The sequence below is a fragment of the Streptomyces sp. NPDC045022 genome (assembly GCF_056432605.1).
Map to the genome: position 1 here is coordinate 36106 of NZ_JBWKIR010000007.1, position 23254 is coordinate 59359.

23 protein-coding genes, 1 tRNA gene and 2 pseudogenes are annotated in these 23254 nt (G+C 69.6%); 17 read left to right on the forward strand and 9 right to left on the reverse strand.

Annotation, left to right across the window (positions count from 1 at the left end; all coding sequences use genetic code 11):
• Window positions 1-2 precede the first annotated feature (2 nt).
• Window positions 3-260 (reverse strand): annotated as a pseudogene (locus tag AC07C1_RS14820) (tyrosine-type recombinase/integrase); the annotation flags it as partial.
• Window positions 261-312: 52 nt separating this feature from the next.
• On the opposite strand from AC07C1_RS14820, the pseudogene AC07C1_RS14825 reads away from it, so the two are divergent.
• Window positions 313-420: pseudogene (locus tag AC07C1_RS14825) on the forward strand (hypothetical protein); the annotation flags it as partial.
• A gap of 1689 nt (window positions 421-2109) precedes the next feature.
• Here AC07C1_RS14825 and AC07C1_RS14830 read toward each other — a convergent pair.
• Window positions 2110-2598: a hypothetical protein gene (locus tag AC07C1_RS14830; protein WP_478939076.1), complete on the reverse strand. Its 489-nt coding sequence runs from the start codon at window positions 2596-2598 to the stop codon at window positions 2110-2112.
• Window positions 2599-3089: 491 nt separating this feature from the next.
• Between AC07C1_RS14830 and AC07C1_RS14835 the strand changes: the two genes are divergently transcribed.
• The 4 genes from AC07C1_RS14835 to AC07C1_RS14850 all read left to right on the forward strand — a co-directional run bounded on the left by AC07C1_RS14835 (window position 3090) and on the right by AC07C1_RS14850 (window position 6122).
• Window positions 3090-3632 carry a YceI family protein gene (locus AC07C1_RS14835; RefSeq protein WP_478939077.1) on the forward strand — a complete coding sequence of 181 codons (543 nt, stop codon included), beginning with the start codon at window positions 3090-3092 and terminating at the stop codon, window positions 3630-3632.
• A 383-nt stretch (window positions 3633-4015) separates the two neighbouring features.
• Entirely contained in the window at window positions 4016-4237 is a 222-nt protein-coding gene (locus tag AC07C1_RS14840; protein ID WP_478939078.1) for a CarD family transcriptional regulator, read from the forward strand.
• A gap of 565 nt (window positions 4238-4802) precedes the next feature.
• On the forward strand, window positions 4803-5126 hold the full coding sequence (locus AC07C1_RS14845) for a CPCC family cysteine-rich protein (protein WP_478939079.1): 324 nt from the start codon (window positions 4803-4805) through the stop codon (window positions 5124-5126).
• Between the two features lie 156 nt (window positions 5127-5282).
• Window positions 5283-6122, forward strand: a complete 840-nt coding sequence (locus tag AC07C1_RS14850; RefSeq protein ID WP_478939080.1) for a GAF and ANTAR domain-containing protein — start codon at window positions 5283-5285, stop codon at window positions 6120-6122.
• A 143-nt stretch (window positions 6123-6265) separates the two neighbouring features.
• On the opposite strand, the gene AC07C1_RS14855 is transcribed toward AC07C1_RS14850, so the two are convergent.
• From AC07C1_RS14855 to phoU, 3 genes are all read right to left on the reverse strand, one after another.
• Window positions 6266-6514, reverse strand: coding sequence for an SCO4226 family nickel-binding protein (locus tag AC07C1_RS14855; protein ID WP_478939081.1), 249 nt, complete (start codon window positions 6512-6514; stop codon window positions 6266-6268).
• A gap of 126 nt (window positions 6515-6640) precedes the next feature.
• Window positions 6641-6796 (reverse strand): hypothetical protein, encoded by a 156-nt coding sequence (locus AC07C1_RS14860; protein WP_478939082.1) that lies wholly within the window; start codon window positions 6794-6796, stop codon window positions 6641-6643.
• A 130-nt stretch (window positions 6797-6926) separates the two neighbouring features.
• Window positions 6927-7616, reverse strand: a complete 690-nt coding sequence (gene phoU / locus AC07C1_RS14865) for a phosphate signaling complex protein PhoU (protein WP_478939083.1) — start codon at window positions 7614-7616, stop codon at window positions 6927-6929.
• Window positions 7617-7855: 239 nt separating this feature from the next.
• Here phoU and phoR point away from each other — a divergent pair, with 239 nt between their 5' ends.
• Window positions 7856-9106 (forward strand): two-component system sensor histidine kinase PhoR, encoded by a 1251-nt coding sequence (gene phoR / locus AC07C1_RS14870; RefSeq protein WP_478939084.1) that lies wholly within the window; start codon window positions 7856-7858, stop codon window positions 9104-9106.
• A gap of 5 nt (window positions 9107-9111) precedes the next feature.
• The gene (gene phoP / locus AC07C1_RS14875) at window positions 9112-9783 is read left to right on the forward strand and encodes a two-component system response regulator PhoP (protein WP_466437636.1); all 672 of its coding nucleotides are present in this window, start codon (window positions 9112-9114) and stop codon (window positions 9781-9783) included.
• Window positions 9784-9904: 121 nt separating this feature from the next.
• Here the strand turns inward: phoP and AC07C1_RS14880 are convergent, their stop codons facing one another.
• The gene (locus AC07C1_RS14880; protein WP_478939085.1) at window positions 9905-10582 is read right to left on the reverse strand and encodes a copper chaperone PCu(A)C domain-containing protein; all 678 of its coding nucleotides are present in this window, start codon (window positions 10580-10582) and stop codon (window positions 9905-9907) included.
• Window positions 10583-11219: 637 nt separating this feature from the next.
• Here AC07C1_RS14880 and AC07C1_RS14885 point away from each other — a divergent pair.
• The 7 genes from AC07C1_RS14885 to AC07C1_RS14915 all read left to right on the forward strand — a co-directional run bounded on the left by AC07C1_RS14885 (window position 11220) and on the right by AC07C1_RS14915 (window position 18060).
• Window positions 11220-11702: a CarD family transcriptional regulator gene (locus AC07C1_RS14885; protein WP_003953493.1), complete on the forward strand. Its 483-nt coding sequence runs from the start codon at window positions 11220-11222 to the stop codon at window positions 11700-11702.
• A 318-nt stretch (window positions 11703-12020) separates the two neighbouring features.
• Window positions 12021-12773: a 2-C-methyl-D-erythritol 4-phosphate cytidylyltransferase gene (gene ispD / locus AC07C1_RS14890; protein WP_478939086.1), complete on the forward strand. Its 753-nt coding sequence runs from the start codon at window positions 12021-12023 to the stop codon at window positions 12771-12773.
• Window positions 12763-13287, forward strand: a complete 525-nt coding sequence (gene ispF / locus AC07C1_RS14895; RefSeq protein ID WP_478939087.1) for a 2-C-methyl-D-erythritol 2,4-cyclodiphosphate synthase — start codon at window positions 12763-12765, stop codon at window positions 13285-13287. The genes ispD and ispF overlap by 11 nt, the downstream gene beginning before the upstream one ends.
• Before the next feature lie 106 nt (window positions 13288-13393).
• The gene (locus tag AC07C1_RS14900) at window positions 13394-13798 is read left to right on the forward strand and encodes a PPOX class F420-dependent oxidoreductase (RefSeq protein WP_478939088.1); all 405 of its coding nucleotides are present in this window, start codon (window positions 13394-13396) and stop codon (window positions 13796-13798) included.
• Between the two features lie 61 nt (window positions 13799-13859).
• Window positions 13860-15260 carry a cysteine--tRNA ligase gene (gene cysS / locus AC07C1_RS14905; protein WP_478939089.1) on the forward strand — a complete coding sequence of 467 codons (1401 nt, stop codon included), beginning with the start codon at window positions 13860-13862 and terminating at the stop codon, window positions 15258-15260.
• A gap of 98 nt (window positions 15261-15358) precedes the next feature.
• Window positions 15359-16300: a 23S rRNA (guanosine(2251)-2'-O)-methyltransferase RlmB gene (rlmB, locus tag AC07C1_RS14910; protein WP_478939090.1), complete on the forward strand. Its 942-nt coding sequence runs from the start codon at window positions 15359-15361 to the stop codon at window positions 16298-16300.
• A 128-nt stretch (window positions 16301-16428) separates the two neighbouring features.
• Window positions 16429-18060, forward strand: coding sequence for a DoxX family protein (locus AC07C1_RS14915; protein ID WP_478939091.1), 1632 nt, complete (start codon window positions 16429-16431; stop codon window positions 18058-18060).
• A gap of 74 nt (window positions 18061-18134) precedes the next feature.
• Here AC07C1_RS14915 and AC07C1_RS14920 read toward each other — a convergent pair whose 3' ends face one another.
• The 3 genes from AC07C1_RS14920 to AC07C1_RS14930 form a co-directional block, all read right to left on the reverse strand.
• Window positions 18135-18866 carry a nucleotidyltransferase family protein gene (locus AC07C1_RS14920; RefSeq protein ID WP_478939092.1) on the reverse strand — a complete coding sequence of 244 codons (732 nt, stop codon included), beginning with the start codon at window positions 18864-18866 and terminating at the stop codon, window positions 18135-18137.
• Between the two features lie 122 nt (window positions 18867-18988).
• On the reverse strand, window positions 18989-19450 hold the full coding sequence (locus AC07C1_RS14925) for a hypothetical protein (RefSeq protein WP_478939093.1): 462 nt from the start codon (window positions 19448-19450) through the stop codon (window positions 18989-18991).
• Between the two features lie 210 nt (window positions 19451-19660).
• Window positions 19661-20797 (reverse strand): ABC transporter ATP-binding protein, encoded by a 1137-nt coding sequence (locus AC07C1_RS14930; RefSeq protein ID WP_478939094.1) that lies wholly within the window; start codon window positions 20795-20797, stop codon window positions 19661-19663.
• Between the two features lie 207 nt (window positions 20798-21004).
• Here AC07C1_RS14930 and AC07C1_RS14935 point away from each other — a divergent pair.
• From AC07C1_RS14935 to AC07C1_RS14945, 3 genes are all read left to right on the forward strand, one after another.
• Window positions 21005-21081, forward strand: a tRNA-Thr gene (locus tag AC07C1_RS14935).
• A gap of 93 nt (window positions 21082-21174) precedes the next feature.
• The gene (locus tag AC07C1_RS14940; RefSeq protein WP_478939095.1) at window positions 21175-21828 is read left to right on the forward strand and encodes a rhomboid-like protein; all 654 of its coding nucleotides are present in this window, start codon (window positions 21175-21177) and stop codon (window positions 21826-21828) included.
• A gap of 10 nt (window positions 21829-21838) precedes the next feature.
• Window positions 21839-23245 carry an NAD(P)/FAD-dependent oxidoreductase gene (locus AC07C1_RS14945; RefSeq protein WP_478939096.1) on the forward strand — a complete coding sequence of 469 codons (1407 nt, stop codon included), beginning with the start codon at window positions 21839-21841 and terminating at the stop codon, window positions 23243-23245.
• Window positions 23246-23254: the final 9 nt, after the last annotated feature.

Consider the following 23254-nt stretch of genomic DNA (forward strand, 5'->3'; position numbering starts at 1 on the left):
GATCATGCCCCTGAGCTGCGCAGACGGCGCGACTCAGGGGCATTTTCACGGCCTGGGCCCACTGTGGGCCCCCAGTCCCCCGGATATTGCGGCCGGAGGGCGCGGCCGAGAGCCTTCCGGGCGCGGTCCCGGCTGCTGGGCATGAGGTGCGCGTACACCTTCAGCGTCAGACCCGGATCGGAGTGCCCGAGGTGCTCAGCGAGGGCCTTGATGCTCTCCCCGGCGTCCAGGAGGACGGACGCGTAGAAGTGCCGCAGGGCACCTCGCACGGAGTCCGAGAGGCTCGCTCCACCCGCGGGGACACCGGTCGCCGTCCATCGGCGCACCGGTTACGACAAGGACGGTCGTCCGCTCCGCGTCATGATCAGCGTCCTGCCCGGGGATCGCCACATCATCCGCTACGACGTTTCGGCGGACTGACCGTTGATCATCCCTCGGCAACTGGATCGGCTGGAGTTCGGGCCTACTGCTCCGCAGCGCGTGGCCCCAACGTCGTGCTTACCACTCGCCAAACCAGCTCCAGCCCAAAGCCGCTCCGCCGACCACGGTTTCCCAAACCGGTCCTGTTCGATCCTCTCGTACTTATCATGCCGATCCGGTAACACCTCCAAATACTGCAAGGTAACTCTCTACAATGAAGCCCTCACTGGGGGGCGAGAATGCAAAATAGATCTGTCACTGCCATCGTAGTACTCATTTGCGCAACTGTCATTGGCGGGCTTAGTGGCAGCTTACTGTCAGATAGGATCGCCAATTACGTTCCAGGTGGCACCCTTACGTTAGCGATTCTCGCCGCCGTCACTGTGGTGGCGACTCTCACCGCTTTTCTGTTGTCGAGTGGTGACAGCATTGAGAATCTCAGTATTGCCAGACAGAGACTCTCTCACACATTGGGCATCATATCCGCCCTGGCCCTTACGGGCGGGGTCTGCCTAGCCGTTGCGCACTACGCACCCGGGTGGGCTAGTGCTGTTTTCCAAGAAGATGACGTGGCACTCAACGGGGAATGGTCCGGTGTGATGCGCCAGGATGGGACGGATGGCGACCTCCAATCGCACCTCGAAATTTCAGGGCCAGCAAATTCTCTAAATGGCACGTACTCCATTCAAGGTAAAAATATTTGCCAATGGGCGGTGGACGGAGATGTGCTATTTCCTGACGAGAAGGAGGATACGCTGGATGCCCGAAAGGAGACCGGCCCATGGCAATGTCCAGAGCAAGTGAGTCTGTCAGTCAAGCTTCTACCTGACCATAGGCTCAGTGTGGAGCACATAGGCTGGGGCCAATACTCTAACGGGGTGCGATGGCGACAGATGCTGCACGGAGTCCTGACGCCTGTGCAGCACTGAACGACCCAAGTACGGCTGGCTTACAAAGAAAAATCTCCTTCAGGAGTGCACCGGTGCGTCGGTTGGTCACAGTCGCGTTGCTCACTGCGGCTTGCGCCGCAGGCTGTTCGCCAGCACCGTCATCTGGGCACGAGCCCTCCAGAGCCGAACCCGCGTCAGCGGCCCATCCGGCGCCCTCTGCCTCACCTACCGTTGCGGCCTGCGCGGCCTCGGCCAAGGCCAATGAGGCACTATCCAAGTCGGGCAACTTACTTGTGAGCGCGGTATCTCTGAGCGACGCTGCGCTGACCGCTGCCGGAAAGATCGTGAAGCAGGCTCAGGGCCTGAAGATGGTCTCTGACTCGGTTTGCCGGCTTGAAACCGGTGACGGGGGCAAACCGAACCGGGAGACGGTGTGCGAGTCGGCCAAAGAGTTGGGCCGAGACGGCGGACTGAGGGCGCGAACTCAAGCGGAGACCGCCGCGGACGCAGCGCCGCTTGCGTCGAGTGATGACGTCGAAGCCTTCAAAGGCCAACTGGCAGCCGTCGCAGACCCGAGCACTGCCGGCACGGTCGCACTCCAAGCGCAGTACTGCAACGAGCTTCCCTAACGCAGACCTTCGGGGAACCGAGTACTTGTCGAATGCGTGTGGAAGACCGGCTGCAAAGCTTCCTCACTTGAGGAAGAGATGCAGGTCAGTACGTGGATGAAACTCAACTCGCAAAGCGCCTTCTAACAACCTCTAACACAATGATCGGCGCCATCGCCGGAGTGCCTCTGTCAACGGGTGGGGCGTAGGACGGCTGTGTAATTCTCGCCGCCATACAGGGACTCGTAGCGGATCTTGAGTGTGAGCCGCCGATTGATCAGGGCCTCGATTTCGGTGTGGTTCTGCGGGTCGTAGCTCGCGACACTCAACAAGTACTGTTCATAGTCGGTGGCGATGACCTCTCCTGGGTTGAAGGTCACAGCGGATGGGCGCACCGACAGGCGGTCGCGGACGCGGTCGACACCGGGTGCGTTCCAGGAGCCGATCACTTCGTCATCGACGGTGAGCGTGCTGTCGACGATGACCGCCGGTCCAAGTCCGGAGTTGATGAGCCGGATCCCTGCTCTGCCTCCCGTCGGCCAGCCGCGGTGTAGCTGGAGTATCGGGCGTACCGAGTGGCGGTTGTGTTGTCGCATGGCGTGCGTCTGGTAGACCGAGACGACCAGCGACGCGACAGCAATCACGACCGCGCATATCGCGGTGACGGTCTCCGCGTTCATCCCATCCCCCTGGTGGAGTCTCCTCGCTCGGACAGTATCCGAACCGATCATCGTGCCCAGCCCGGCCTGTGACTGAGGGGCCGCGGCGACATCGCTGGGCCCTCTCTGGGCCCTCCGAGGGTGACAAGCAACGGCCAGCAACGACCAACCATGACCGCCCGACCGCAGGTCAGCGGGAGTCGGTGCCCTGCTGGCCTGGATAAAAAGCCAGTGGCGGACGCGGATGTTGAAGACGATCAGAGGGGCCGTCGGGATGGCGATCTTGGCTGGGGCGTGGGCCCACAGGGCGAACGTGCCGCCTGGCGTGCCGATGTTCCGGTCGCCCGTCGAGCAGGTACCGCCGACGCCGGGCGAGCACGCCCCGCACGGAGCCGAGCCGGATGGAGATGTCCTGGCTCCCGGGCAGCGCCGAGTAGCGATCGAGCTCCTGAGGCGGTGGTCAGCCGTTGGCCCCCGATGTTGTAGCCGATGGCGAAGCGTAGGCTGAAGCCGTGGCCATAGCAGCGGGCGAGTACGAGATCGGCCAGCAGGTCGGGCGATTGCTGGTACATACCGCTCGTCAAGGCGTGGCCGCCAGGGTCGGACACGACCTGCTCATCGAGGCCACCGAATGGGAAGGCCGCGTCACAGTGCCCGCAGACCCCGAGACCGAGCCGGCCGTGTCGGTACGCGTGGACCTGCGCGCACTGAAGGTCCTGGAGGGCACCGGCGGGGTCAAGCCGCTCAGCGACAGCGACAAGCAACAGATCCGGCAAACCATGGACAAGCTGCTGCAGGTCGATCGCCACCCATATGCGATCTTCACCTCCACGGGCGTGGAACTCCACGACGACAGGGCAACCATTGAGGGAGACCTGACTCTGCTGGGGCAGACCCATCCGCTCCGCCTGGAGGCGCAGCGCCGAGACGACCAGACCGTCGCGGGTACCGCGACTGTGGTGCAGTCCCGATGGGGCATCAAGCCATACTCGGGCTTCTTCGGTGCTCTCCGACTCCGCGACGCCGTCGGCGTCGAGTTCACCACCGGCCTTTGAGCGGTCGGTAGACGAGTCGCTCGCAGGGAAGCAGCCCAAGCATCAAGCGAAGATTCAGTTTCACGGGTCAGTGGCTCAGAAGTGGTGTATGCCGGATTCGGACCGCTGGAACGCCGAGCCGGTGGCGTGGCTGAGGCCGTGGGGTGGCGGAGCGTACGCGTGCCCGATCGGTCGGTGGGCCCCACCGTGGTTGACTGTCGGTGGCTGAGATTCGCGCCACAACCGTGCCTTTCCGGCCGCCTCGCCAGGTCTCGAAGACCCAGGTCAGTGGCATGGGCCCCCAGCCTCTCTCCCGGAGCGGCTGTTGCCTTCCGGGTCTGTGTCGAGCAACGAACGTGGACGGCCACAGCGAATGGGAGGCTCCTAGGCGCATACTGGGGGCAATGACTAAGCCTGCTGCACCCAAGCGTCATCTGCCCACCAGCCCCTTCAAGGCCCCGGTCCCCCCGGCTCCGAAGCACTTCGCTGTGGGCGACCAGGTCACACACGACATGTACGGCCTCGGCCGGGTGATCGGCATCGAGGACGGAATCGCGGTACTCGTGGATTTCGGCTCGGCACAAATGCGGATCTTGAGCCCGTACGCCAAGATGGCCAAGCTGTAGACCGCTGTGCCCGGTCACGGCACACCAGGCCCCGTCAGGGGCCTGTAACGAAAGAGAGACCTCTCATCAGTTCGACGTCGCTGTTCTCCGCTCTGGAAGGGCAACCCCGCTGCTCCACCGCAGCATTGCCGCCTCCGACCACAAACCCCTTCCAGGCCCCGGACTTCGGGGAGGACGACACCTTCCTGCCCGAGGACGAACAGGAGCCGGCTCCGGGCACGCGCACGGCGCGACCCAAGGCGGCTTAGCCCCTCAGCCAGGGTCCGCTCGCACTACGCCTCGCCCGCGACAGCGCCGAAGACCTCCACGAGGTGCTGTGGCTCGTGGGCGAGCGCCACGCGGCCGGAAGCCAACGAGCGCTCGGGGCGGGTCACCCGCTCCCCGCAAGGGCTGCCGGGCAAGAACAGGCCCGGCCTCCTGTCTTCGTGTGTCCTTCATGATCCCGGCTCTGACAGACGCCCTCCCGGCCGGGAAGACCCACGGCGCACGTCGTTCCGCCCGAGGACCGTTCGGTGCGCCGGAGAACTCGGTGGCCCCGCGGCCCCCTGCGACCCAGGATGCGGGGATGACCTTCATGAGTGTCCGTGGGAGCGTCGAGGACGGCCCGTACCGCTGTCCGTGCTGTGGCTTCGTCACCCTGGCCGAACGTGGAACGTTCGAGACCTGCCGGGTCTGCCGCTGGGAGGACGACGGCCAGGACGAGCACGATGCCGACGAGGTGCACGGCGGCCCCGACCATGACCTCAGCCTGCGCCAGGCATGCCGGAACTTCGAGGCGTTCGGCGCGTGCAGCCGGCGCCGCGCCCACCCCGTACGCGATCCGGCGCCCGAGGAGCACCCGGACAGCGGCACACCCTACGGAACCGGCACCCTCCGCCAGAGGCGGTGAACCGTGCCGTAGTGCCGGGTCGACGAATTCCGGGCCCGTGGCAGAAACCCGCAGTTACTTTCGCCGGGGTGGGAACTCGGGACGCGCATCGGCCGGGACCAGGCGGGTCTCACGGGAATCGCGGTGGTCCGCTGATCGCGCGCCACGATGGGGGTGATGACCATGCCGCCCGGGGAGTCCGAGTCGCCGGCCGATGGGGGTGTGCCGCCCGACGCGGAGGCGCGGCTGCAGGTCAACGAGACGCTGGCCGCCGCCGTCCGGCGCGCCGACGACCCCCAGCGGGTGCCGGGCGCGCTGTGCGAGGCGTGCGTACGGCTGCTGCCGGTCACGGGTTCCTCGCTGTCGATCTGCGGCGGCAAGGGCGTCCGCATCACCTGGTGCGCCAGTGACCGGGTCGCCGCCCGGCTGGCCGAGCTGCAGTACACCGTGGGCGACGGCCCCTGCCAGACCGCCCTCGACCGGGGCGCCCCGGTCATCGCGGCCGACCTCACCCAGGGCCCCGACGCCCGTCGCTGGCCGATCTTCGCGCACGAGGCCGTCGCGCTCGGCGTCCGCGCCGTGTTCTCCCTGCCGCTCGGCGTCGGCGGCGCCGTGATCGGCACCGTCGACCTGCACAGCGACCATGTGGGCGGACTCGTGGAACGGGATCTGCGAACCGCGCTCTGGGTGCGCGACGCGGTGACGTACGCGCTGCTGGACCTGCAGGTCACCGCCCCCGCCGGCGCGGAAGAAGGGGCGGGGGACGAGGTGGCGTCCTGGGTGGCGGCCTCCGAGGCCGATCACACCGAGGTCCACCAGGCGGTCGGCATGGTGATGGTGCAGCTGGACGTGGATCCCGAGCAGGCGCTGGACCGGTTGCGGGCCCGCGCCTTCGCCGAGGGCCGTACGGTCAGTCAACTGGCCCGCGAAGTGCTGGCCCGCAAGCTCCGCTTCCACCCGGAACCGGACGGTCACGGCGGCGCAGGCCGGAGCGGGGGCGGCGGTTGCGGGCGGTGACACGGACGCCCCCGGCTGGGGAGAACACGGACGCCCTTACCGGATCAGCGGGAGCGGGACGCCCTGTCGAACGACAGGAGCGCGCGCGTCGCACCGCCGGCAGGGCCTCCGCAGCGGCCCGCTGTGCCGCAGTGCCGTACCGCTCAGACCGACAGTGGTATCGGATGCACCTCGTCCGCCCGGTGTCCGGCACGCTCGTGGATGCGCTGGACGGCCTCGGCCGAGGGCGCCTCGGAGAGGCAGAAGACGAGCCCGGACTCCGGATCCGCCCAGGCACTCTCGAAGTGCACGCCCTCCTCCTGCTCGATGGCGAGGTCGGCCTGGTGCGCCTGTAGCAGCTGGTCGGCCGAGATGCCCTTCATCCCGTGGTGGACGTCCATGTATCTGGCCATGGCCTCACATCTCCTTCTCACCGGCTCCCCTCCATGCTGCGCCCGGCGCCCGGCAAGGGCATCCGGTACGACGAGGGGCCGTTGTGAACTCGAGTCACACCGGCCCCTCGACGCGCGCTGGTACCGTCAGCCGCACTGGCAGGGGTTGCCCGACTGGCATCCGCAGCCGCAACCCGAGCCGCAGCCGCACGCGGCGAACAGCGGAAGACTCCTGATCTCGGCGGGCTGCTCGGTCTCGCGCTCCTGCGTGGGGTCGGGCGTGGTGCTGGGCGATTCGGCCATGGGTCCCTCCTGGACGCTGGGGCAGGGATGCCCTCGCCCATTGCATGCCCGTTCCGCTGGGCGCATCAACGGCGCACGGAGGCGTCCGCGCGCCCTGCCCGGCGTCGTGCGAGCCCCGGCACCGCAGGGGTTACGCGCCCTCGACCCCGGTCACCGGCTGGATGTCCTGCTGCAGCTCGTCCGCGTGCTCACCCGTGACCAGGTAGACCACGCGCTTGGCGACGGCGACGGCGTGGTCGGCGTACCGCTCGTAGTAGCGGCCGAGCAGGGTGACGTCGACGGCGGTCTCGATGCCGTGCTTCCAGCGGTCGTCGATCAGGTGCTGGAAGAGGGTGCGGTGCAGCAGGTCCATCTCGTCGTCGTCCTGCTCCAGCTGGAGCGCGAGGTCCACGTCCTTCGTGATGATCACCTCGGCGGCCTTGGCCATCAGGCGCTGGGCGAGCTGGCCCATCTCCAGGATGGTGGCGTGCAGGTCCTGCGGCACCGCCCGCGCCGGGAAGCGCAGCCGGGCGAGCTTCGCCACGTGCTGGGCGAGGTCGCCGGAACGCTCGAGGTCGGCGGACATGCGGAGCGAGGTGACGACGATACGCAGGTCCGTCGCCACCGGCTGCTGGCGGGCGAGCAGGGCTATCGCCCGGGCCTCCAGGTCGTGCTGGAGCTCGTCGACCTTCTGGTCCGCCTCGATGACGCTCTCGGCCAGCTTCAGGTCGGCATCGAGGATGGCGGTCGTGGCGCGCCCGATCGCCGACCCGACCAGCCGGGCCATCTCCACCAGTCCGTCGCCGATCGAGTCAAGTTCCTCGTGGTACGCGTCCCGCATCAGGGTTCCCTCTCGTACGTGTGCTTCGGGGGTGCCGGGGGCCGTGAACCTCGCGCCGGGCGCAGCCGGCGGTGCGAACCCCCACGTTCCCCACGCTCCCACGTTCTGCCCCCTACGCGTCCGTTTCTGCCACCCCAAATGAACCAGTACTGGCTCCAAGGTGAACTCTGGGCGACGAGTGTTCGAGGTCGCACGCGGACGGCTGTGGTCATGTCGTACCCCATGCCTAACCTGGAGGCATGGACGTGAACGCGGCGGTCGCCGCAGCGGCAGCGATCGCCGGGGTGCTCACCGGCGTCATCGCCATGCTGGCGTTCCGCTGGAGCGAACGCGACCAGAAGCGACCCACCAGGACTTCCTTGCACACCGATCCCGTACTCCCGCCCGGCGTGGACACCGTGTTGTCCGTGCTCCGCTCCTCGGCCGTCGTCCTCGACGAGGCCGACGCCGTCGTCAAGGCCAGCTCCGCCGCCTACGCCCTCGGGCTGGTCCGCGGCGGCAAGCTCGCCGTCGAACCCATGCTCCAGATGGCCCGGGACACTCGTCGGGACGGCGAGATACGTCAGGTCGAGCTGGACCTGCCCCGGCGCGGCACCGGACGTGGCGAGGCCCTCGCCGTCTCCGCGCGCGTGGCCCCGCTCGGCTCCCGCCTGGTCCTGCTGCTGGTCGAGGACCTGACGGAGGCCCGCCGTATCGAGGCCGTACGACGCGACTTCGTGGCCAATGTCAGTCACGAGCTGAAGACACCCGTCGGCGCGCTCTCCCTGCTCTCCGAGGCCGTCATGGACGCCTCGGACGACCCCGAGGCCGTGCAGCGCTTCGCGGGCCGCATGCAGATCGAGGCGACCCGCCTGACCAACCTGGTCCAGGAGCTGATCGATCTGTCGAGGGTGCAGAACGACGACCCCCTCGAGGACGCCGAGCCGATCCGCGTGGACGAACTGGTCGCCGAGGCCATCGACCGCTGCCGCCACCAGGCGGGCGCGAAACAGATCACCATGGCCGCCGGCGGCACGGCCGACCTGCACGTCTGGGGGAACCGGGGCCAGCTGGCCGCCGCCCTCGGCAACCTCGTCGAGAACGCCGTGAACTACTCCCCGGCCCGCACCCGCGTCGGCATAGCCGCCCGCAGGCTCTCCGTGCCCGGCGGCGACATGATCGAACTCGCCGTCACCGACCAGGGCATCGGCATCTCGGACAGGGACAAGGAGCGCATCTTCGAGCGCTTCTACCGCGTCGACCCGGCCCGCTCCCGGGCCACCGGTGGCACCGGCCTGGGTCTCGCGATCGTCAAGCACGTGGTCGCCTCGCACGGCGGGGAGGTCACGGTGTGGAGCGCCGAAGGCCAGGGCTCCACGTTCACTCTGCGGCTGCCGGAGGCGGGTGCGGCCCGCGACCGCGCCCAGCAGCACCCCGACCTCGACGACGAGGCCGGGATCACCGAGTCATCCCCGTACGATCCGCTTCCCGCCCCGGAGGTCCTTCCGTGACCCGAGTGCTCGTCGTCGAGGACGAGGAGTCCTTCTCCGACGCCCTCTCATACATGCTCCGCAAGGAGGGCTTCGAGGTCGCCGTGGCGGCGACCGGCCCCGACGGACTCGACGAGTTCGAGCGCAACGGCGCCGACCTCGTCCTCCTCGACCTGATGCTGCCGGGTCTGCCCGGTACGGAGGTGTGCCGCCAGCTGCGCGGCCGCTCCAACGTCCCCGTGATCATGGTGACCGCGAAGGACAGCGAGATCGACAAGGTGGTCGGTCTCGAAATAGGAGCCGACGACTACGTCACCAAGCCCTTCTCCTCCCGTGAGCTGGTCGCCCGCATCCGCGCGGTGCTGCGCCGCCGCGGCGAGCCGGAGGAGGTGACCCCGGCCGCCCTGGAGGCCGGCCCGGTCCGCATGGACGTCGACCGTCACGTGGTCACGGTCGCCGGCTCCAAGGTCGACCTTCCCCTGAAGGAGTTCGATCTCCTGGAGATGCTGCTGCGCAACGCGGGCCGCGTCCTGACCCGCATGCAGCTCATCGACCGCGTCTGGGGCGCCGACTACGTCGGTGACACCAAGACCCTGGACGTCCACGTCAAGCGCCTGCGCGCCAAGATCGAACCGGACCCGGGTGCCCCGCGCTACCTGGTGACGGTGCGAGGGCTGGGCTACAAGTTCGAGCCGTAGAGCGGGGCGCGGTCACGGCCCGCGATCCGCTTGCGCCGAGCCACGCGTACGACGCCGAGCCACGCGTACGACCAAGGGCGGCACCCCGGCCGGGGTGCCGCCCTCGCGTGCTCACGGCCGCTCAGTGACCGGCGGCCGACTGCGAGGCCGAGTCGCTCGGGATGACGGCCTCGCCGGAGGCGCCGGACGACGGGGTCGTCTTGCCGCCCTTCGCCGGCTTGCCGCTGCTGGACGCGTTCGCACCCGGGGCTCCGGTGGCGGACGTCGAGGCGGAGGCGGAGGCGGACGGGACCTCGGAAGGGCCCCACGGGCCGAAGTAGCCGGTGGCCGGGACCACGAAGGCACGCAGGCTGACCTGGCCGGTCCTGCTGAAGGTGAAGGTGACCTTCTGGGCGTTGCCGTCCTGGACGGCCTCACGGCCGCTGGGCAGCATCGCGGAGGCGTTGTCCTTGCCGCCGATGACCAGCGAACCACCGGCCGGAACGGTCAGGCTCCGCCCCTTGGCCGGCTTCAGCTGGGCGGACGTGCCGCCGGCCACGGTGATCGACTGGAGGGTCTGGTCCTGGGTGCCGGAGTTGAACACGGTCGCGGAGATCGCGGCCGGGCCCGTCGACTTCAGGTCCGGCTGGGTGATGATCACGGCGTTCTGGATCTTGATGTCCCCGACGGTGGTCGCCGCGTTGTCCGGCTTGACCTGCAGGGTCTGGGCGTTGTTGCCGGCGCCACATGCGGCGAGCGAGGCGATCGAGAAGACGATGGCGGAGGCGGCGAGGGCGCCGCGTCGAAGGCTGCTGCTCACGGCGGCGGCAACTCCTTGAACGCGCGGGCGGCTCTCTTGTAAAGCCACCCTAAGTGTCTGTCAGCGGCCTTAGGTTACCGAGCCGTTCCCGGGCGACCGCACCCGACCCTCCCCCAAGCACCGGGCTTCCCACCAGGTGGGGGTACCCCGGCCGGCCCCGGTGACTCCGCTGTCACATTGCGGGGGCGCTCGTCCGCCATTCACATAAGGCGACGCAAGGCGCTCCCAAGACGCCGGGCAAGACGTTCGCAACACGGCCCGGAAATTTTCCGTGAAGGAATGCGCGGCCACCTCGGATATCGATCAGGGGTCACCCCTCCGGCCGTCGTTGATCAATTTCGGAAACGGCTCACATCCGCCTCCGGTCACCGAACGGAGTAGCGGAAGTCGTACGCTTGGAACCGGACAAATCGGGACGTTCATCCACTTGGAGTGGGCTCCCGAGGCGTGTGACGTACGTGTTTCGCCCCGCCCGGAGAGCCCCTCCGACCTGCGAATACCCGCTTCCGCAGGCCCCTCGCAGCACGTTCCGGTTGCTGTTGTCAAGCCCCGAGATATGCCCTGACCTGCGAAAACGCCATTCAGAAGACGCCGTATCCGTGTTACCCTGGATAGCCACGGAAGGGGTACCTGTCACATGACGTTCAAGGTTGGCGACACCGTGGTCTATCCCCATCACGGGGCCGCGCTGATCGAGGCTATCGAAACTCGCCAGATCAAAGGCGTGGACAAGACCTACTTGGTGCTGAAGGTCGCCCAGGGTGACCTGACGGTACGTGTGCCAGCGGACAATGCGGAGTTCGTCGGCGTGCGTGATGTGGTCGGTCAGGACGGGCTGGACCGGGTCTTCGAGGTGCTGCGCGCGCCGTATGCCGAGGAGCCCACGAACTGGTCCCGTCGCTACAAGGCAAATCTGGAGAAGCTCGCCTCCGGCGATGTCATCAAGGTCGCGGAAGTCGTGCGTGACCTGTGGCGTCGTGAGCGCGAGCGTGGACTCTCCGCCGGTGAGAAGCGCATGCTCGCCAAGGCCCGCCAGATCCTGGTGAGCGAGCTGGCCCTCGCGGAGAACACGAACGAGGACAAGGCCGAGGCCCTGCTCGACGAGGTGCTCGCCTCCTGACACGCGGCGGCAGCGATCCGTTGCCCGCAGCACGCTCAGCACGGTGAAATGCCGCGGTGCCCGATGACACTGATTGTCGCCGGGCGCTGCGGCATGCTCGTCCCCGGGGAGATCGCGGTCGCCGGGTTGGGTGAAGCCCGTCGCACACCTGCGGGCGAAACCTGCCGTACACCTCGGGGGAGCCCCCGATACTTGAGGTGCCGGGCCCGGGCGGATGGCTCGACCAGGGTCACGGAAAGGGTCCGGTCAAGGCGTCGCGCCCGGCACTCCTCCAGGCCATACCCACCTAGGTCGAGCACACAAACCTGACAGGAACCGATGTCTGACGAATCGCGCCCTTCGCCCGCGCAGCCCCCCGTCGCCGCCGTGATTCCCGCCGCCGGCCGGGGCGTACGCCTCGGTCCGGGCGCCCCCAAGGCGCTGCGCGCGCTGAACGGCACACCCATGCTCATCCACGCGGTCCGGGCGCTCGCCGCGTCCCGCCATGTCTCCCTGGTGATCGTCGTCGCCCCGCCGGACGGCGGGGCCGAGGTCAAGTCCCTGCTCGACGCGCACGCGCTCCCCGAGCGCACCGACTTCCTGGTCGTGCCCGGCGGGGAGTCCCGCCAGGAGTCGGTCCGGCTCGGCCTGGCCGCCCTGCCTCCCGAGTACGCGGTGGTCCTCGTCCATGACGCGGCCCGCCCGCTCGTCCCCGTCGACACCGTCGACGCGGTCATCGAGGCCGTACGCGAGGGCGCCCCCGCCGTCGTCCCCGCGCTTCCGCTCGCGGACACCGTCAAGGAGGTCGAGCCCACGGCCGCGCCCGGCGACCCCGAGCCGGTCGTCGCCACGCCCGAGCGGGCCCGGCTGCGCGCGGTGCAGACGCCCCAGGGCTTCGACCGCACGACGCTGATCCGCGCCCACGAGACCGTCACCGAGAACGTCACCGACGACGCGAGCATGGTGGAGCAGCTGGGGCTGACGGTCGTGGCCGTCCCCGGCCACGAGGAGGCCTTCAAGGTCACCCGCCCCCTCGACCTGGTCCTCGCGGAGGCGGTCCTGGCCCGCAGGAGGCTCAACGATGGCTTCTGAGGCGTCCGGTGTCCGGCTGCCGCCGGGTGGGCCGCTGCTCCTGCCCCAGGTCGGCATCGGCACCGACATCCATGCCTTCGAGGAAGGCCGCGACCTGTGGTGCGCGGGCCTGCGGTGGGAGGACGAGGGACCGGGCCTGGCCGGTCACTCCGACGCGGACGTCGTCGCGCACGCCGCCTGCAACGCGCTCTTCTCCGCCGCCGGGCTCGGTGACCTCGGGCAGCACTTCGGCACCGGCCGCCCCGAGTGGTCCGGCGCCTCCGGGACCACCCTGCTCACCGAGGCCGCGCGAATCGTCCGCGAGGCGGGCTTCACCATCGGCAACATCGCCGTCCAGGTGGTCGGGCCCCGCCCGAAGATCGGCAAGCGCCGGGACGAGGCCCAGAAGATCCTCTCCGCGGCGGCCGGCGCACCGGTGTCGGTCTCGGGCGCGACCACGGACGGCCTCGGCTTCCCCGGCCGCGACGAGGGCCTGATGGCGGTGGCGACGGCACTGGTGGTCCGGACGGGCTGACGGCGCCGGCCGGAGTGCCTTGTGGTGCGGGTGAGCCGAGAGCGTGCGAGGGTACCCGGAGAGTCACCGACGAGTCACCGCTGACCAAGGCTTTCCGGAGGTACGCATGTCCGCCGCCCTGTCCGACCGGCTCAAGTCCCTGCTCGACGAGAAGGTGTTCATCGTCGTCGGCACCGTCCAGCCCGACGGCAGCCCGCAGATGTCCCCGGTGTGGGTGAAGCGTGACGGTGACACCCTCCTGTTCTCCACGACGGTCGACCGCCGCAAGAAGAAGAACCTGGACCGCGACCCCCGGGTGACGGTAGTCGTCATGAACCCGGAGCAGCCCTACGAGTACGCCGAGATCCGCGGCACCGCCGAGATGACCACCGAGGGCGGCCGGGAACTCATCGACGAGCTGAGCCAGAAGTACACGGGCAAGCAGTACGCGGACTTCAACCCCGCGTCGGCCAACGACGCCGAGCGGGTGGTCGTGCGGATCACGCCGCGCAAGGTCGTCGGGGTGCTGTGAGGCGCGGCATTCGTAGCGCGGTGGGCTCATGGCACTGCCCGGCGCCCACTACTCTGGAGTGGTGACCATTCGCCTGTACGACACCAGCGCCCGGCAGATCCGCGACTTCACCCCGCTCACGCCGGGTTGTGTCTCGATCTACCTCTGTGGCGCCACCGTGCAGGCGGCACCGCACATCGGGCACGTCCGCTCGTACCTCAACTTCGACATCATGCGCCGCTGGTTCCAGTACCGCGGCATGTCCGTGACGTTCATCAGGAACGTCACCGACATCGACGACAAGATCATCGCCAAGGCCCGCGAGCAGAACCGGCCCTGGTGGGCGATCGGGTACGAGAACGAGCGCGCGTTCAACGAGGGCTACCACGCCCTCGGCTGCCTCCCGCCGACGTACGAACCGCGCGCCACCGGCCACATCCCCGAGATGGTCGAGATGATGCAGCGCCTCATCGAACGCGGCCACGCCTACGAGGCCGAGGGCAACGTCTACTTCGACGTGCGCTCCTTCCCGGACTACCTGGAGCTGTCCCGGCAGGAGCTGGACAACCTGCTCCAGCCGTCCGGCGAGGGCGAGTCCGGCAAGCGGGACCCCCGCGACTTCGCGCTGTGGAAGTCCGCCAAGCCGGGCGAGCCGACCTGGCCGACCCCGTGGGGCCCCGGCCGTCCCGGCTGGCACCTGGAGTGCTCGGCGATGGCGCACAAGTACCTGGGCAGCGCCTTCGACATCCACGGCGGCGGCCTGGACCTGATCTTCCCGCACCACGAGAACGAGATCGCCCAGGCCAAGGCCTACGGCGACGACTTCGCCCAGTACTGGGTGCACAACGCCTGGGTCACCATGGCCGGTGACAAGATGTCCAAGTCGCTCGGCAACAGCGTGCTGGTCAGCGAGATGGTCAAGCAGTGGCGCCCGATCGTGCTGCGCTACTACCTGGGCACCCCGCACTACCGCTCGATGATCGAGTACAGCGAGGAGTCGCTCCGCGAGGCCGAGTCCGCGTTCGCGCGGATCGAGGGCTTCGTCCAGCGCGTCGCGGAGAAGACCGGGGGAGTCGTCGAGCCCGCCGCCGAGGTCCCGCCCGCCTTCGCCGAGGCCATGGACGACGACCTGGGCGTCCCGCAGGCCCTCGCCGTCGTGCACACCACCGTCCGGCAGGGCAACAGCGCGCTGGCCGCCGACGACAAGGAGGCCGCGGTGGAGCGGCTCGCCGAGGTGCGGGCGATGCTCGGCGTCCTCGGTCTCGACCCGCTCGACCCGCACTGGGCCGGTGAGGCAGACCGGGGTGAGGACCTGCACGGCGTGGTCGACAGCCTCGTACGCCTCGTCCTCGACCAGCGCGAGTCCGCCCGCGCCCGCAAGGACTGGGCCACCGCCGACGCCATCCGCGACCAGCTCAACCAGTCCGGACTCGTCATCGAGGACAGCCCGCAGGGCCCGCGCTGGACGCTCGGCCCCCGCTGATTCCCTTTCGATCCGGTGATCGATTGTGCCGCCCGGCCTCCCGGGCGGCACACTGCATAGACGTACGTATCCGCACGCACCACAGAGACAGGTAGGTCATGGCCGCGAACAACCGTCGCATGTCCGGCAAGAAGGGCGCGCAGGTCGGCAGTGGCGGCCAGCGGCGCAAGGGGCTGGAGGGCCGGGGGCCGACCCCGCCGGCCGAGATGCGCAAGGGCCACAAGAAGAACCGCATCGCCAACGCGAAGACGAAGCAGGCCGTACGCCGCCCCGTCGCCCGGGGCCGCGGCGGCAAGTCCGCCTCCGAGCTGGTCGTCGGCCGCAACCCGGTGGTCGAGGCACTGCGTGAGGGCGTGCCGGCGTCGACCCTCTACGTCCAGCAGTTCATCGACAACGACGAGCGCGTCCGCGAGGCCCTGCAGCTCGCCGCCGAGCGCGGCGGCATCAACCTCATGGAGGCCCCGCGCCCCGAGCTGGACCGCATGACGAACGGCCTCAACCACCAGGGCCTGGTCCTGCAGGTCCCGCCGTACGAGTACGCGCACCCCGAGGACCTCACCGAGGCCGCCCACGACGAGGGCGAGGAGCCGCTGATCGTCGCCCTGGACGGCGTCACCGACCCGCGCAACCTGGGCGCCATCGTGCGTTCGGTGTCCGCCTTCGGCGGCCACGGCGTGGTCGTCCCCGAGCGCCGCTCGGCCGGCATGACCGCCGGCGCCTGGAAGACCTCCGCCGGTGCGGCCGCCCGCACGCCGGTCGCCCGCGCCACCAACCTCACCCGGGTCCTGGAGGCCTACAAGAAGGCCGGCCTGACGGTCGTGGGCCTGGCGGCGGACGGCGAGGCCGAACTCGGGGAGCTGGCGGCCCTGGGGGGCCCGGTCGTCATCGTGGTCGGCAGCGAGGGCAAGGGCCTGTCCCGCCTGGTCGGCGAGACGTGCGACGTCCGCGTCCGCATCCCGATGCCGGGCGGCGCCGAGTCGCTCAACGCCGGTGTGGCGGCGGGGGTCGTGCTGTACGAGGCGGCGCGCCGACGCGCCTGAACGCGCGTCCGGTACCTCACCTGTGCGGGGTAATTCCGGCATCCATGTGGCGTCACGGGCGGCTTTGACGCGGTCCGGACACATCCGGGCGGTCAAAGCAGTGTCCTAACACCACGTCACTCGGTTAGATGAGTGTGGACACCAGAACACCCCGCACGCCCACGGAGGACCACTCGTCGGGCTACGACGACGCTCCCGCGCTGAGCATGGTGAAGGTGCCGAGCGATCCGGCGCAGGTCATCGTCAATCACGCCAGCTTCCGCGTGCAGCTGGGCGCGTCGGCGAAGCGCAGCCAATCCCCGCGGATCGCCCGGCACCTGAGCGCCACCCAGGACCCCGCCCGCATGCCGGTCGCGGGGACGGCGGGCCGCCGCCGCCCCCTCGTGTGGAGCGGCAAGTCCGCCCCCGACGACACCGGCGCCCACCGGCTCCTCCAGGCCGTGCGGGGCAGCAGCGTCCGCCACCTCGACGAGCCCGAGGCCGGCGCCACCCGGGTCATCCCGCGGCTCGGGACCGGCTACGCGGACGTCTACGACGAGCTCGACCGGACCGTCGAGACCCCCCTCGTCGGCCACCAGCGCACCGTCCCCGACGCCAACGGCACCCGCCTGCTGCCGCACATGCGCACGGTGAGCGGCGCCTACGACGAACCGGGCTACGCGGACGGCGACTTGGATCCGTACGACGCCTACGCGGACCCGTCCGACACCGACACCCCGCGCCCCCACAAGCGCCACGGCGACGACCCGGCCCGGCACGCGTACTACCCGGGCCGCCGGATGAACCTCGGCGTCGTCCTGCTCCCGCTGCGCATCTTCCTCGGTTTCATCTCCATCTACGCCGGCATGGGCAAGCTGTGCGACCCCGTCTACTTCGACGGCGGCAAGCGCGGCTCCATGGTCAAGTGGCTCAACACCCTGCACCCGTGGGACGTGGCCGAACCGCTGCGCCAGTTCGCCCTGCACCACCCGGTCGGCTCCGGCCTGGTCATCGCCTTCCTCCAGGTGGTCGTCGGCGTCCTCACCATCTTCGGCTGCTGGCAGCGCGTGGCCGCGGTGGTCGGCGCCCTGCTCTCGGCCGCCCTGATCGTCACCGTCAGTTGGAAGACGGTCCCGGCCTACGACGCACCCGACATCATCTACCTCGCCGCCTGGTCCCCGCTGGTCATCGCGGGCGCCCCCGTCTACTCCGTGGACGGCCGTCTGGCGGGCGGCGCCTGGCGGCGCCTCGGCCCCCGCTCCGACATCTGGGAACTGCGCCGTTACGTCCTGCGCCGCGGCGCGCTGCTCACCGCCGTCATCGTCGGCCTCACCCTGCTCGTCGGCTCCCTGCTGGGCAGCGCGGTCCGCGACTCCAGCCGGGTGGTCGTCCCCGGCCCTGGCGAGGCCCCGCGCAACAACCTCCCCGGCTCCCCGCTCCCGCAGGAGCCCGGCGAGCGGCACAAGACCCCGGCGGCCTCCAGCTCGCCCACGGGCGGCGCCACGGCCGGCGCGAGCCCCTCCGGCGCGGCGACGACCCCGGGCGCCACCCGGACCGCCGGCGGTACGACCACCACGCCGAACCAGACCCAGGGCACCACGGGTCAGGTGCCGTCCCGCCCGTCCTCCCCGGCCGGCGGCGCCCCGAGCACCACGGCCGGCCCGACCAGCGCCGGCGGCACCGGTACCGGTGGCTCGACGACCGGCGGCGGCACGTCCTCGGGCGGCACCAGCAGCTCCTCGTCAGGCCAGCCGGGGCTGGTGGGCGGTCTGCTGGGCTAGTGCCGCGGCGGGAGACGCAGGGCCCCGTACCACGGATGGGTACGGGGCCCTCTGCCATGCGGGGAAAGCGGCGGCTACCGCCCCAGGGCAGCCAGTTCCTTGGCCGCCTCCGTCAGATCCTTGGCCGTGTCGATGGCCCGCCAGTAGGACCCCTGCGGAAGGGGGAAGCCCGCGAGCTTCTTCTCCCGAGCCAGCCGGGGAAACGTGGTCCGCTCGTGATCCCCCCGCTCGGGCAGCAGAGAAGCGAACTCCGGTGAGAACACGTACACACCGGCGTTGATCTCGAACGTGGACGGCGGAGCCTCGATGAAGTCGGTGATGTGCCCGAACCCGTCGGTCTTCACGGCCCCCCACGGAATCCGCGGACGCGCGAGCGCCAGCGTGGCGACGGCGTCCCGCTCGGTGTGGAAGTCGGCCATGTCCCGCAGGGAGAAGCGGGTCCAGATGTCGCCGTTGGTGGCGTACCAGGGCCGATCGGGGTGGGGGAGACGCGCGGCGGCGTACTTGAGGCCGCCGCCGCGGCCGAGGGGCTCGGTCTCCACGACGGTGGTGACGGAGACGGGAAGGTCGGCCGAGTCCAGCCACTTCTGCAGGACATCGGCGAGGTGGCCGCAGGAGACCACCACGTCCGTCACGCCCTCCTCGGCGAGCCAGGTCAGCTGGTGGCCGATGATCGGGGTGCCCGTGCCGGGGATCTCGACCATCGGCTTGGGCCGGTCGTCGGTGTACGGACGCAGCCGGGAGCCCTGGCCTCCGGCCAGGACCACGGCTTGAGTGGGGCGCGACGCGGCGTTCGGATGGGTCATGACCGCACTGTACGTGGCGCCCCACCGCTGGTCGTCGGCAGCAACGTGCTCCACGAGGAGCCGTTGCCGGACTCCCGGCCGGCGCTTGCCCGGAACCGGCCGGGTGACGGCGGAGCCGGGGCTCAGCTGTGCGCGGCCAGCACGCCCGAGGCGAAGGCCGTGTCGCACACCGGGCGGGCGTACGACTGGGCGCGCGAGGCGCCGTAGATGCGCACCGCGGCCTTGCCGAGGGAGCGGGCGATGGAGGAGCAGTGCCTGGCCAGCGCGGGGTGCCCGTTGACCGCCTGCTGGAGGTGGGTGAGGACCACCCCCGGGCTCTTGTCCTGCAGTTCGGACATCAGCTGGTCACGGAGCACGTCCTGCGGGGCGCGGGCGACCGCCTTGGAGGAGACCTCCGTCGCGGAGATGTCCGAGGCGGCCAGCACCGAGCTGGCGGGGCTCCCCGTCCAGTTGACCCGGGTGACGGCGAGGGTCCCGGAGAGCACCAGGACGACGGGCAGGACGAGGGCGAGAGTGCGGCCGATCCGGCGGGCAGGGCCGCCCCGGTGGCCGCGTCGCGTCTGAGGGGTGGTGGAGTGCTTCACGCGTGTGAGGGTAGCGCGCGGTAATGATTTGGCGACATTTAGTCACCCCTTCGGGGGATGAAGTAGTGCTTCTTTCTGGGTAAGGGGTTGACGCGGCCCGCCCGAAACGATCGCTGTGCCGGGGTATGGCAGGGGTGCTACTCCCTCACGAAAGGGGCCCCGCGGCAGTCCGCGGGGCCCCTTTCGTCAACTTCTGTGCGAACGCGCTGCTCAGTCGGAGAGGCGCTCGCCCGTGGACGTCGAGAACACGTGGATCTCGCCCGGCCGCGGCACGACGTGCAGCGTGGCGCCCTTCTCCGGCACCTGGCGGCCGTTGACGCGGACGACGAGGTCCTTGACCTCGCCGCCGACCTCGGCGGTGCCGTAGACGTAGCCGTCGGCGCCCAGCTCCTCGACGACGTTCACGGAGACGGCGAGACCGGCCGGGGCGTCCGCGGTGTCCTTGGACAGGGAGGCGGCGACGGTGCCGCCCAGCTCGACCACGTCGAAGTGCTCGGGGCGGACGCCGACGGTCACCGTGCGGTCGCCCTTGTCGGCGGCGGCCTTCAGGGCGTCCCGGTTCACCGGCACCACGCTGTTGCCGAACTTCACGCCGCCGTCGGTGATCGGGACCTCGACCAGGTTCATGGCGGGGGAGCCGATGAAGCCGGCGACGAAGAGGTTCGCGGGCTTGTCGTACATGTTCCGCGGCGAGTCGACCTGCTGGAGCAGGCCGTCCTTGAGGACCGCCACGCGGTCGCCCATCGTCATGGCCTCGACCTGGTCGTGGGTGACGTAGACGGTGGTGATGCCGAGACGGCGCTGCAGGGACGCGATCTGGGTACGCGTCGAGACACGGAGCTTGGCGTCCAGGTTGGACAGCGGCTCGTCCATGAGGAAGACCTGCGGCTCGCGGACGATCGCGCGGCCCATCGCGACACGCTGGCGCTGACCACCGGAGAGCGCCTTCGGCTTGCGGTCCAGGTACTCGCTGAGGTCGAGGATCTTCGCGGCCTCCTCGACCTTCTGCCGGATCTCCGCCTTGTTGACGCCGGCGATCTTGAGCGCGAAGCCCATGTTGTCGGCGACCGTCATGTGCGGGTAGAGGGCGTAGTTCTGGAACACCATGGCGATGTCCCGGTCCTTGGGCGGCAGGTGCGTGACGTCGCGGTCACCGATGCGGATGGCGCCGCCGTTGACGTCCTCCAGGCCCGCGAGCATCCGCAGCGAGGTGGACTTTCCGCAACCCGACGGGCCGACCAGGACGAGGAACTCGCCGTCCTCGATCGCGATCTCCAGCGAGTCGACGGCGGGTTTGGTGGAACCCGGGTAGATCCGGGTCGCCTTGTCGAACGTGACAGTGGCCATGGTGAATGGGCCCCCTTCTACCGGCAGGAACGTGCCGGACGATCCGTTGTAGGAAGGTGGTTGGTGTAGTCCACAGGAGTGAACTGGGTCAGGACGGTACCTGGCGTTCACTCGATCTGTCAGTACCCGAACCACTGTGACCTTCGCGGAAATTTTCGACAGAGCGCCCCCCGGACCTGGGTACACTGCACGAGCACCCAGGTGCACGCCTCCTTAGCTCAGCTGGTCAGAGCGCCGCTCTTGTAAAGCGAAGGTCGTCGGTTCGAATCCGACAGGGGGCTCCACACGCCCAGGCGGGACCCGGTCCCACCTGGGCTTCGTGTTCTCCGAGGATGTCGATCACGCTTCGGGTGATACCGGCGTGCGTGAATCGGCTTATGCGAATTCACCGGGGCCTGAGCGGGGTGTGGGCGTACGTCCGCGGTGCTTCCGGCACGTACGTGTGGCTGGGGATTCTGTTCGTCACGACCGTCGCGCTGCACCACATGTCACCGGAGTTCGAGCAGTATTTCCTGCGGCGCCGGTCGACCAACATCCATGAGCTGTCGCGCACCCCGGTACGGGTGCTGGTGGCGAGCGCCATGTGGATCGAGAGCGGGCACTGGGTGCCGTACGCCTTCCTGTACACGGTGTTCCACGCGCCGGCCGAGCGCTGGCTGGGCACGGCCCGCTGGCTGGCGGTATGCGCCTCCGCGCACGTCCTGGCCTCGCTGATCAGCGAGGGGGTGCTGCTGAAGGCGATCCGGGACGGCATGGCCCCGCACTCGGCGGTCGACACCCTGGACATCGGGGTGAGTTACGCGCTGACCGGGGTCATCGCGGTGCTCACCTACCGGATCGCGGCGCCCTGGCGGTACGGGTATCTGCCGGCGGTGCTGATCGTCTTCGGGCTGCCGCTGGCCGCCGGGCCGACCTTCACGGACGTCGGCCACTTCGTCTCGGTGCTGATCGGGCTGTCCTGTTATCCGCTGGTCAGGGGCCGCGGAAAAGCATGGAATCCGAAGGAGACACTGGCCGGTCTCAGGGGTTAACGTCCCGGCCATGAGCAGCTCGGCAAGCAGTGCCGTCAACGGCGGCATCTCCTTCTGGTACGCGGACGACGGTCTTCCGGCGGTGCGGGAGCCGCTGGCGGGAGACGCGTCGGCCGACGTCGTCATCGTCGGCGGCGGGTACACGGGCCTGTGGACCGCGTACTACCTGAAGAAGGCGGCCCCCTTCCTGCGGATCACCGTCCTCGAGCAGAAGTTCTGCGGGTACGGCGCCTCCGGCCGCAACGGCGGCTGGCTGTACAACGGGATCGCGGGCCGCGACCGGTACGCGAAGCGGCACGGCCGCGAGGCCGCCGTCCGGCTGCAGAAGGCGATGAACGACACCGTCGACGAGGTGATCGCGGTCGCCGGGGCGGAGGGTGTCGACGCCGACGTGCACAAGGGCGGTGTCCTCGAAGTGGCCACCACTCCCGCCCAGCTGGCGCGGCTGAAGGCGTTCCACGAGCACGAGCTGTCGTACGGCGAGAAGGACCGGGAGCTGTACGGCGCCCGGGAGACGGCCGAGCGGATCAGGATCGCGGACGCGGTCGGCTCGGTCTGGACCCCGCACGGGGCCCGGCTGCACCCGGTGAAGCTGGTGAAGGGGCTCGCGGCCGTCGTGGAGGCTCTCGGGGTGACCATCCACGAGTCGACGCCGGTGACGCAGATCCGCCCCAAGCACGCCGTCACCCCCTACGGCACGGTCCGCGCCCCCTACATCCTGCGCTGCACCGAGGGCTTCACCGCGTCCCTGAAGGGCCAGCGGCGGACCTGGCTGCCCATGAACTCCTCGATGATCGCCACCGAGCCGCTGACCGAGGAGCAGTGGGCGGCGATCGGCTGGGACGGCCGGGAGACCCTCGGCGACATGGCCCACGCCTACATGTACGCCCAGCGCACGGCCGACGGCCGGATCGCACTGGGCGGGCGCGGAGTCCCGTACCGCTTCGGTTCCCGCACCGACAACGACGGCCGCACGCAGGAGGCGACGATCGCGGCGCTGCGGGAGATCCTCACCCGTTTCTTCCCGTCCCTCGCGGGCGTCCGGATCGAGCACGCCTGGTCCGGTGTCCTCGGTGTCCCGCGCGACTGGTGCGCGACCGTCACCCTGGACCGCTCCACCGGCCTCGGCTGGGCCGGCGGGTACGTCGGCTCCGGCGTCGCCACCACCAACCTGGCCGCCCGCACGCTGCGCGACCTCGTGCAGCGGGACTCCGGCCAGGGCGGCCGCACCGAGCTGACGGACCTGCCCTGGGTGAACCACAAGGTGCGCAAGTGGGAGCCGGAACCCTTCCGCTGGCTCGGCGTCCAGGGCATGTACGCCACCTACCGCACCGCCGACCGACGTGAACGCCTCCACCCCGGCATGGAGTCCTCCCGTCTGGCCAAGGTGGCCGACCGGGTGGCGGGGCGGCACTGAGGCGGCAAG